The organism is Dolichospermum circinale AWQC310F, assembly GCF_000426925.1.
Classification (GTDB): Bacteria; Cyanobacteriota; Cyanobacteriia; order Cyanobacteriales; family Nostocaceae; genus Dolichospermum; species Dolichospermum circinale.
The window spans coordinates 182,342-192,557 of sequence record NZ_KE384663.1; the positions used below are offsets into that span (position 1 = coordinate 182,342).

The window sequence follows — 10,216 nt, forward strand, 5'->3', positions numbered from 1 at the left end:
CTGATCTTATAAATAAGGTATCTGGTATAACTGTATTGAGAACATCAACAATTAGTTTTGAGTTTATGATTGGACAAGAAAGACAAGATCAACAAGCGGTAACACGATTATTTTCTCATCTAGAATTTGATGGTAATAAATTTCAACATCAACCAGGTAGTGTTTTAGGAAATACAGCTTTAATTGTGGGAACTACTGTTGGGGCTGGAATTATTGGACTACCAGCAGTAACCTTACCATCTGGGATTATACCATCTACAGTTGCCATTATTTTTGTATGGTTTTATACTTTATTATCTGGTTTAATAATTGCGGAAGTGACTTTAAATATCATGCGAATTGAGGGTATTCCCCACTTAGGGTTATTAGCAATAGTAGAAAAGATTCTTGGTAAAGTCGGAGCGAGAATTGCTGGAGTCGCATATTTATTTAATCACTATGCTTTGTTAGTGGCATATATGACTAAAGGTGGAGAAGTTTTAACAACCACAGTTAATCAAGTTTGGAAGTTAGAAAATATTTTACCTCATTGGGCGGGAACAGTGAGTTTTTCCCTAATATTTGGTAGTATGATTTATTGGGGAAAAAATAATTTTATTGAAAAATTAAATGAGATATTTACCATTATTTTAATCATGGCATTTGTGGGTTTATTATTATTAGGAGGAAGCCAAATCCAAAGCTCTCAATTCTTAGTGCAAAATTGGACTGCTATTGGTGGTTCTCTTGCTGTTATATATGTGGCTATGTTCTACCATTCTGTTATCCCGCTGGTTGTAACTCAATTAGAAGGAGATATTCCCAAAATTCGTCAATCTATTATTATTGGTTCTGTGATTCCACTCTTGATGTTTTTAGCTTGGAATGCAGTTATTTTAGGTTGCGTGACTCCAGATATTATACAACTTAGTCCAGGAAATGAGAGGATATTTGACCCATTAAAAATCCTCCGCAATGGTGCTTCTGGAGAATGGTTTGCAATGTTGCTATCAATTTTTTCAGAATTTGCCATTGTCACATCATTTATTGGTATTACCTACGGTTTAACGGATTTTTTCAAAGATATTTCTTTAATCACTAAAAGCGAAATTTCTCGTTTACCTCTTTATTCCTTGGTATTACTTCCACCTTTAAGTTTAGGAACATTTAATCCCACCATATTTTTCCAGGCTTTAGAATACACAGGTACGTTTAGTATTTCTATTTTAGCAGGAATTATGCCAGCATTAATGAGTTGGAAACAAAGTCAAAAACCAGAATTTTTCCATAGTAACCATCAAACCCTAGTTCCGGGAGGAAAAATAACATTAATATTCATCATTATGGGCGGGATATTTCTGATAGGTAGACAATTTCAATATATAACAATATATAAGTTTTAAAAATGACTAATTTCCGATTAATAAAATGACACCAGAAAACCTAATTTTTTCTTGCTTTTTTGTGATCATCTAGATGATCAATATTCAAAAGTGAATAAAACCTCTCTTGTCGGGTAATGACAAAAGAGGACTTGGAGCTAAAGTCCGGTAGGGTAATCGGGCTATTTAATATATAATCTTTAAAGTGGTTTAATCCAGTCCCCCTTTAGATATATAAATTGCTGATTATTCTATCAAATTAGTATCATTTCAAAATTTATAAAAAAATCCCTTGCTTGTATAATGCAAACAAAGGAATGTGCTGTTAAAGTTCGTCAGGTGATCGGAATATTTAATTATTTAGTATTTATTAGATGTATCTTGATTCCTCCATTGGGTAGATAAAAATTGGCGATATCAACATCTTATGGTCTATTTTCAGACTTACCCTGTTTATTCTTCCCTGATGTTACCGTTATTAATCAAGTTGTGTATAACTTGAAAGAGTTTCCTGAAAAGCGAACTCATGATACACAGCTAATGTTTCTTGATGTACACGGGCAACATTTAACCATTCTAAATTTTCTTGCGCCCGATTTTTCCATTCTTGAAGCATATCTGTATTACTCAATAGTTTTATTAATGCTTCAGCCAATTTATGGCTATTCTGAGCCGGAACTAATATTCCCGCTTTCCCATTATCTAACGCCTCTGGAATTCCGTCTACCTCAGTAGCCACAATAGCTACCCCAGCTTCCCTCGCTTCTGAAAGTACCAAGGGACAAGGATCACGGTGGGAAGCTAAGACAAAAATATCACAGGCTAGTAAATAACGTTGTGGTTCGGGACAAAATCCAACAAAATGAATTTGATCACTAACGTCCGTTGCTTGAGCTTGAGCTTCAAATATTTGTTTATCTGGTCCATTTCCCACTAGATATAAATTGACTGTGGGAAAATTTTGAGCAACTTCCTCAAAAGCTGTAATTAACTCAGTAATTCCCTTCCGTTTGTACATTCCCGCTACAGTAACAATCGCAGGACGGTGTAAATTTAAAGGTTGATAATCGGAGATTTTCCTAGTCCGAGGACTACCCAAAGTTCCATTACAAATTACTCGTAATTTCGCTTCAGAAATTCCCCGTTTTATCATTGAATTTTTAACGGCTTTACTAACAGCAATTACTCGGTCAGCTAAACCCATTAATACACTACTACGTTGAAATTCATTATGAACTGTAGCCACTAAATTATATCCATTTCCCCACCTCAATGCACTTGCTAAAACCACACCAGTCATCATGTGAGCATGAACTATATTTGGCTGAAATTCTCCCACAATTTTCCGATAACCTACCGCCGCTTTGATCATATTTATTGGTTGGCGATTTTGGTTTATTGTATAGTGTTTAACCCCAAATTTATTTAATAATTTTTCGTATTCTCCTCCTGCTGAAATTACCGCTACATGATCACCCGCTTGGGATTGTAAACAAGCCAGATCAACAGCTACATTCACAATACCATTACCGATTTCTTGGATATGATTCAATATATGTATAATTCTCATAAATTGAAGAGATTGTATTAAAAACTATTGAAATTTTACAAAAAAACACAAATAATATAGCAATCAGTAGTCAACTTTTAAAACCTTTGTCTGATCAGTATTTAAAAATTTTCCGCTGTTTTAATTACTCTGATCACTACTATATTCATAAATTTTAGTCTCTTTGATAAGTTCTGTTTATAATACCTAATGACATTTTCTTTTGTCTGTACTTTAAGAAACAAATATCTAACATAACTTTACCAGGTAACTTCTTAGGAATTATTAATCAATAATCATCGTTTTTTTCTTAGATCAGTATCTTTTTATAGAAAAATTAAATCATTTTTGATAGCTGGCGTTATGAGGCTACACAAAAAGATTCCCGACTGCTTGGAGAAGTCGGGAATCTAAAATTAAGGTGATAACCGCTCGATTTTCCAATTTCCATTATCTACGAGAGTATATCGCAACCGATCATGTAAGCGGCTGGATCTTCCTTGCCAAAACTCAATTTCCTGGGGAATAACTCGAAACCCCCCCCAATGAGGAGGTCGAGGTACTTCTTGATTTTCATATTGACGCTGAAATTCTATTAATTGTGCTTCTAATACATCTCTATTGGCAATAACTTGACTTTGATTAGAAGCCCAAGCACCCAAACGACTAAAGGGTGGACGCACTTCAAAATAGCTATCAGACTGTGCTGAGGAAATTTTCTCGACGGTCCCCACAATTCTGACTTGACGTTCTAGTTCAGCCCACCAAAAAACCAAAGCAGCCTGGGGATTTACTGATATTTCTTGTCCTTTTTGACTCTTGTAATTAGTAAATAATACAAAACCCAGTTCGTCAATATCCTTGAGTAGTACCATTCTTGCCGAAGGCTTACCATCAGGTGTACAGGTAGCCAAAGTCATAGCATTAGGTTCAGGTAGTTGGGCTGCTACGGACTGGTTAAACCAAATTTTAAATTGTATAAATGGATTCTGGTCAATTTCTTCTTCATTTAAATTTTTTAGGGTGTAGTCTTTACGAAGATCAGCAATGCTTTTATCTATCATTTTTATTTTCTCACGATTTAGATTCAGCGTATATTAGTATTGGGGAAAACATTCTATGATCAAAATTAGTACGTTTTTTGGACAATAGGGAATGGGAATTACGCCACCCTCCCCTGCAAGCCCCTGAAGCCCCCTGTTTATACATTAAATCAGATGCGCCGTTTTGCCCCTCTGCAAACTTTGTTAATTTATGGACTCAGTGGACCAATTATTGCTCTCAATATCTGGCTGATGTCTGTATTATTTCATTTTTTTCAAAATCCCCTGACTATCCTCAGTATTTCTGCCATTCTGGCTTTTTTACTGAATTATCCAGTCAAGTTATTTGAAAATATTAGAATTAAACGCACTCAAGCAGTGATCATTGTTTTACTACTTACCTTAACTCTATTTATAGTTTTAGGTGTTACTCTTGTACCAATGTTGATTGATCAAACCATTCAACTCTTGAATAAGATTCCAGATTGGTTAGCGACTAGTCAAGCCAATTTCGATCATTTAGAGATGTTAGCGAAGCAAAGGCGGTTATCTATAGATTTAAAAATTGTGACAAATCAAATCAATGCTAATATACAGAACTTAGTTCAGCAAATAGCTTCAGGGGCTGTGGGATTTGCGGGAACGCTATTATCAGTAATACTCAACGTCATATTAGTCATTGTTCTCGCCTTTTATATGTTAATATATGGCGATCACGTCTGGACTGGACTAATCAATCTTTTACCATCAAATATTGGTATTCCCTTTAGCAAGTCATTACAATTAAATTTTCAGAACTTTTTTCTGAGTCAATTATTACTAGGACTATTTATGATCATAGCCCTGACGCCCATTTTCTTATTTTTGAGAGTACCATTTGCCCTATTATTTGCTATTATTATCGGTATTTCTGGACTTATTCCCGTTGTTGGCGCCACCTTGGGCATTGGTTTAGTCACAATGTTGGTATTAATTCAAAATTGGTGGTTAGCATTTCCAGTCGCTACAATGGCAGTTATCATGCAACAAATTAAGGATAATCTATTAGCTCCCAAACTAATGGGTAATTTTATCGGACTCAACCCCCTGTGGATTTTTATCGCCATTTTAATGGGATTTGAAATTGCGGGTTTGCTAGGAACACTGGTGGCTGTACCAATTGCTGGAACTATCAAAGGTACTTTTGATGTGATCAAAAACAGTCAGCATAGTGATTTTGTGGCAAATTTTCGGGCTAATTACGGCTCAGAATTTCGGGAAGATGAATAAATTAGTCATTGGTCAGTGGTCAGTTGTCAGTTGTCAGTTGTCAGTTGTCAGTTGTCAGTGGTCAGTTGTCAGTTGTCAGTTGTCCGTTGTCAGTTGTCCGTTGTCCGTTGTCCGTTGTCCGTTGTCAGTTGTCAGTTGTCCGTTGTCAGTTGTCCGTTGTCCGTTGTCCGTTGTCCGTTGTCAGTTGTCAGTTGTCAGTTGTCAGTTGTCCGTTGTCCGTTGTCCGTTGTCCGTTGTCAGTTGTCAGTTGTCAGTTGTCAGTTGTCAGTGGTCAGTTGTCAGTTGTCAGTTGTCCGTTGTCCGTTGTCAGTTGTCCGTTGTCCGTTGTCAGTTGTCCGTTGTCAGTTGTCAGTTATCGGTGCAAATCTTTCTCGTGACCTCTGATTTCTGGTATATTAAATTTTGAATTGATGGATGCAGTTGAATTATTAGAAACAATTACACATCTGATTTCCCAAGCCGAAAAAGGGGAAATTGACCCTTGGGACGTGCGAGTTATTGAGGTAATTGATCATTACTTGAAATTAATGTCCCCAGAAGCAACTACCAGAGGCTATGAAAGTGATTTATCTCAATCTGGACAGGCTTTTTTATCAGCATCAAAGCTTGTATTATTTAAGGCAAATACATTAATGCAACTGTCAACGGTATATAATACTCCAGAAGAAGTTATAGATGATACAATATTAGCAATTGAAGATGGATTGTCATTTCCAGCCCGTCCCTTACAATTAGAACAACACCTGCGTCGTCGTCCAGCAGCTATGCCACCTCGAAAACGTCGAGTGACATTACAAGAGTTAATAGACCAGTTGCAAATCATGGCCAGCCAGTTAAAACTGGTAGAAAAGTCTAATAAACCTCAGCGAACTAAGCGCCAGTCTAGCGTGCAAACCATGGGGGAAGCCCTAGAGTTAGCCCACCAAGAAAATTTAACGGAAGTCGCGTTAGAACTAGAACAGGTGTTACATAGTGCTGCTAAAGACGAAATTTACAAGGAACAATGTTGGAATCTAGAAGAACTGATAGATTTATGGATACAGACAAAGCAACCAGAAAAAAATGGCCACTATGGTGAATTAGAAAATGATAGCATGATTAGCGTTTTTTGGGCTTTACTACTGCTCTCGGCTCAATCTAAGGTGGAGTTATTCCAAAAAGAATTTTACCAGGAAATTTCAATTCGTTTACCTAATTAAAGTCCAGGAGCAGGGGGAGCATAAATTTCTATCCCCTAATGACAACTGACAACTGACCAATTACTAAGGAATAAGATTTTATGAAAGCAATGATTCTTGCAGCAGGAAAGGGTACTCGTATCCGTCCTATTACCTATACAATTCCCAAGCCCATGATTCCTATACTGCAAAAGCCAGTCATGGAATTTTTATTGGAATTATTGCGCCAACACGGATTTGATCAAATTATGGTCAATGTCAGCCATTTAGCGGAGGAAATAGAAAGTTATTTCCGTGATGGTCAGCGGTTTGGAGTGCAGATTGCCTATTCTTTTGAAGGTAAAATTGATGATGATGGTAAACTCGTGGGGGAAGCCATTGGTTCGGCTGGGGGTATGCGTCGGATTCAAGACTTCTCACCGTTTTTTGATGATACCTTTGTAGTATTGTGTGGTGATGCTTTAATTGATTTAGACTTAACTGCGGCGGTAAAATGGCATAAATCTAAAGGTGCGATCGCTACCATTATCACTAAATCAGTTCCCAAGGAAGAAGTTTCTAGCTATGGTGTGGTAGTTACTGACGACGATAATCGCATTAAAGCCTTCCAAGAAAAACCCCCAATAGAAGAAGCTCTTAGCACTAATATCAATACAGGTATTTATATTTTCGAGCCAGAAGTATTTAAGTATATACCCTCTGGAGTAGAATATGACATTGGTAGCCAGTTATTTCCCCAACTTGTGGCAGATAACGCCCCTTTTTATGCTATTCCCATGGATTTTGAATGGGTAGATATTGGTAAAGTTCCCGATTACTGGCGAGCAATTCGCGGTGTTTTATCAGGGGAAATCAAAAATGTACAAATCCCCGGACATGAAGTCGCTCCCGGTATTTTTACTGGTTTGAATGTATCTGTAAATTGGGATAAAGTTGATATTACCGGACCTGTTTATATTGGTGGAATGACCAAAATTGAAGATGGAGCAAAGATTATTGGACCGGCGATGATTGGTCCAAATTGCTGGATTTGTAGTGGGGCTACTGTAGATAACAGCGTGATTTTTGAATGGTCCCGTTTAGCTCCCGGAGTCCGCCTAGTTGATAAACTGGTGTTTGGGCGTTACTGTGTAGATAAAACCGGAGCATCCATTGATGTCCAAGCTGCGGCTTTAGATTGGCTGATTACAGATGCGCGTCAAACTCGTCCCATAGAAACGCCTTTAGAACATAAAGCCATTGCTGAATTATTGGGAACAGGTTCAATTTAGTCAGTTGTCAGTTGTTCATTGTCCGTTGTCAGTTGTTAGTTGTCAATTGTCAGTTGTCAGTTGTCAGTTGTCAGTTGTCAATTGTCAGTTGTCAATTGTCAGTTGTCAATTGTCAGTTGTCAGTTGTCAGTTGTCAATTGTCAGTTGTCAGTGGTCAGTTGTCAGTGGTCAGTTGTCAGTTGTCAGTTGTCAGTTGTCAGTTGTCAGTTGTCAGTTGTCAGTTGTCAGTTGTCAGTTGTCAGTTGTTCATTGTCCGTTGTTCATTGTCCGTTGTTCGTTGTTCGTTGTCCGCTGTAATTTACTACTAACTAATAACCACTGACCACTGACCAATGACTACTAACTAATGACCACTGACTACTGGCTATTAACTATTTAAGTAAGTATACCGTTGTAAACTTTGCTCGTAAGTTTGTAGAAGTCGCTGAGATTCCGCTAAGGTGATGTGCTGTTCTTCTAAAGCCCGCTCACAACGCTGGCGAATATTTTCTACCATGTCTTCAGCATCGTATTGAACGTAACTAACGACTTCACTCATGGTATCACCTTTAACAACGTGTTCAATTTGGTAGCCCTTGGGAGTTAAATTGATATGAACGGCGTTAGTATCACCAAAGAGATTATGTAAATTCCCCATAATTTCCTGGTATGCTCCATTCAGGAACATTCCCAAATAATAGGGTTTTCCTGGATGAAATTTGTGTAATTCTAACACTGATTTCACATCTCGCAAATCTATAAAGCGGTCTATTTTCCCATCACTATCACAGGTGAGGTCTGCTAAAATTCCTCTGCGGGTTGGTTCTTCATCCAGACGATGTATGGGCATAATGGGAAATAGTTGATCTATAGCCCAACAATCTGGTGCTGATTGAAACACAGAAAGATTGATGTAGTAAATGGAAGCCATGATTTTTTCTAGGTCTTCCAATTCGTCAGGTACGTATTCTTCCTGACGGATGATAGTTAAAACTTTTTGACAACAAGCCCAGTAAAGACGTTCGGCCTTAGCGCGTTCATTCAAGCGCAAAATTCCTAAATTAAAGCGACTGATAGCTTCTTCTTTGAATTGAGCAGCGTCGTGATAAAATTCTTGGTAATTTTCCTTATTGATAGATTGGTAAGTTTCCCACAGGTATTTAATAATTGGAGATTCTCCGTCTTGGGGAGGATCGGGAGGATCAAGGGGGACATCACTTGTACTGAGAACGTCAAAAATTAACACTGATTGGTGAGAAGAAATCGCCCGACCACTTTCACTCACAAGAGTAGGTACGGTAATTTGCCGTTCATCACAGGTATCTTTTAACTCGGCTACAATGTCGTTAGCATAGTTTTGCATATTGTAGTTTTTTGATGTGTAGAAGTTCGTTTGCGAGCCGTCATAATCTACACCCAAACCACCACCAACATCCAAGTATTTCATATCTGCCCCTAGCATCGCCAATTCTACGTAAATACGACTAGCTTCTTGAATGGCATCCTTAATCACATTGATAGCGGAGATTTGCGAACCGATGTGAAAATGTAACAGTTGTAGAGAACCGAGTAAGTCAGCAGCACCTAATTTTTCCACAGCTTCCATAATTTCGGGAATTGTTAAGCCAAATTTAGCGCGATCGCCCGTAGAAGTTCCCCAGCGACCCATGCCTTGGGTGCTTAATTTCGCTCTAACTCCCAAAATTGGCTTAATTCCTAATTGACGACTAGCAGCAATGGCTAAATCCACCTCTTCAATTTGCTCTAGGACGATAATTGGTGTTTGTCCTAGTCTTTGGGCTAACATAGCGGTTTCGATGTATTCCTGGTCTTTGTAGCCATTGCAAATTAACAATGCTCCAGGGGTATCCAGTAAAGCCAAAGCGATCATTAATTCTGGCTTAGAACCTGCTTCCAAACCAAATTGATGGGGTTTACCAAAACGAACTAAATCTTCAATCAGGTGACGTTGTTGATTGCACTTAACAGGAAAAACCCCACGATAGACACCAGGGTAATTATAGCGGGCGATGGCCTTAGCAAAACAAGCATTTAAGCGCTCAATGCGGTCTTCCAAAATATCGGAAAAGCGGATTAACATAGGAAGACCTAAATTACGCTGTTGTAGAGCATTAACCAACTCAAACAAGTCCAAAGACCCACCACGTTCACCCTTGGGAGAAACAGTCACATGACCAGCAGCATTAATCGAGAAATAAGGCCGACCCCAACCTTCAATCCGATAAAGGTCTTCACTATTCTCAATTTTCCAGGGAATAGATAAATTTCCCGTGCTTATGCTAGTAGGTACTAACAGTTTCTTCTCTCTTTGGCTTTTCAATTCAGCTTTATGCCCATTAGGCGGCATTTTTACAATCTCATCAGCAGTTGACTCGACACCCATTTTTTCCTGACCTCTGTGTGTTGCCCACGAATTAACAATTTAACAAAATAGTCTGGTAAAGGATATAAGACTAGAAATAATTTCTGATTAAGAACAGGACTTACGCAAAATATCTCTCAAATCCTCATTTCTCCGTGACCTCTGTGCCTGGAGTGGTTCGTT

Annotated in this window: 9 protein-coding genes; 6 read left to right on the plus strand and 3 right to left on the minus strand. The window is 38.1% G+C overall.

The window, feature by feature from the left end; genetic code table 11:
* Positions 1-65 precede the first annotated feature (65 nt).
* Positions 66-1,382 carry an amino acid permease gene (locus tag ACIR310F_RS0101285; RefSeq protein WP_028082260.1) on the plus strand — a complete coding sequence of 439 codons (1,317 nt, stop codon included), beginning with the start codon at positions 66-68 and terminating at the stop codon, positions 1,380-1,382.
* Positions 1,383-1,839: 457 nt separating this feature from the next.
* Here ACIR310F_RS0101285 and ACIR310F_RS0101290 read toward each other — a convergent pair whose 3' ends face one another.
* The gene (locus ACIR310F_RS0101290; protein ID WP_028082261.1) at positions 1,840-2,931 is read right to left on the minus strand and encodes a glycosyltransferase family 4 protein; all 1,092 of its coding nucleotides are present in this window, start codon (positions 2,929-2,931) and stop codon (positions 1,840-1,842) included.
* 395 nt (positions 2,932-3,326) lie between these two features.
* Positions 3,327-3,971 carry a pyridoxamine 5'-phosphate oxidase gene (gene pdxH, locus ACIR310F_RS0101295; protein WP_028082262.1) on the minus strand — a complete coding sequence of 215 codons (645 nt, stop codon included), beginning with the start codon at positions 3,969-3,971 and terminating at the stop codon, positions 3,327-3,329.
* 156 nt (positions 3,972-4,127) lie between these two features.
* On the opposite strand from pdxH, the gene ACIR310F_RS0101300 reads away from it, so the two are divergent.
* From ACIR310F_RS0101300 to ACIR310F_RS23955, 5 genes are all read left to right on the plus strand, one after another.
* Positions 4,128-5,222, plus strand: coding sequence for an AI-2E family transporter (locus tag ACIR310F_RS0101300; RefSeq protein ID WP_028082263.1), 1,095 nt, complete (start codon positions 4,128-4,130; stop codon positions 5,220-5,222).
* Positions 5,215-5,628, plus strand: coding sequence for a hypothetical protein (locus ACIR310F_RS25070; protein ID WP_155963564.1), 414 nt, complete (start codon positions 5,215-5,217; stop codon positions 5,626-5,628). Before ACIR310F_RS0101300 ends, ACIR310F_RS25070 begins: the two co-directional genes overlap by 8 nt.
* Positions 5,629-5,632: 4 nt before the next feature.
* Positions 5,633-6,421 carry a segregation/condensation protein A gene (locus ACIR310F_RS0101305; RefSeq protein WP_028082264.1) on the plus strand — a complete coding sequence of 263 codons (789 nt, stop codon included), beginning with the start codon at positions 5,633-5,635 and terminating at the stop codon, positions 6,419-6,421.
* A gap of 80 nt (positions 6,422-6,501) precedes the next feature.
* Positions 6,502-7,671, plus strand: coding sequence for a sugar phosphate nucleotidyltransferase (locus ACIR310F_RS0101310; RefSeq protein WP_028082265.1), 1,170 nt, complete (start codon positions 6,502-6,504; stop codon positions 7,669-7,671).
* On the plus strand, positions 7,640-7,993 hold the full coding sequence (locus tag ACIR310F_RS23955) for a hypothetical protein (RefSeq protein WP_155963566.1): 354 nt from the start codon (positions 7,640-7,642) through the stop codon (positions 7,991-7,993). The genes ACIR310F_RS0101310 and ACIR310F_RS23955 overlap by 32 nt, the downstream gene beginning before the upstream one ends.
* 45 nt (positions 7,994-8,038) lie before the next feature.
* On the opposite strand, the gene speA is transcribed toward ACIR310F_RS23955, so the two are convergent.
* Positions 8,039-10,054: a biosynthetic arginine decarboxylase gene (gene speA, locus ACIR310F_RS0101315; protein WP_028082266.1), complete on the minus strand. Its 2,016-nt coding sequence runs from the start codon at positions 10,052-10,054 to the stop codon at positions 8,039-8,041.
* Positions 10,055-10,216: the final 162 nt, after the last annotated feature.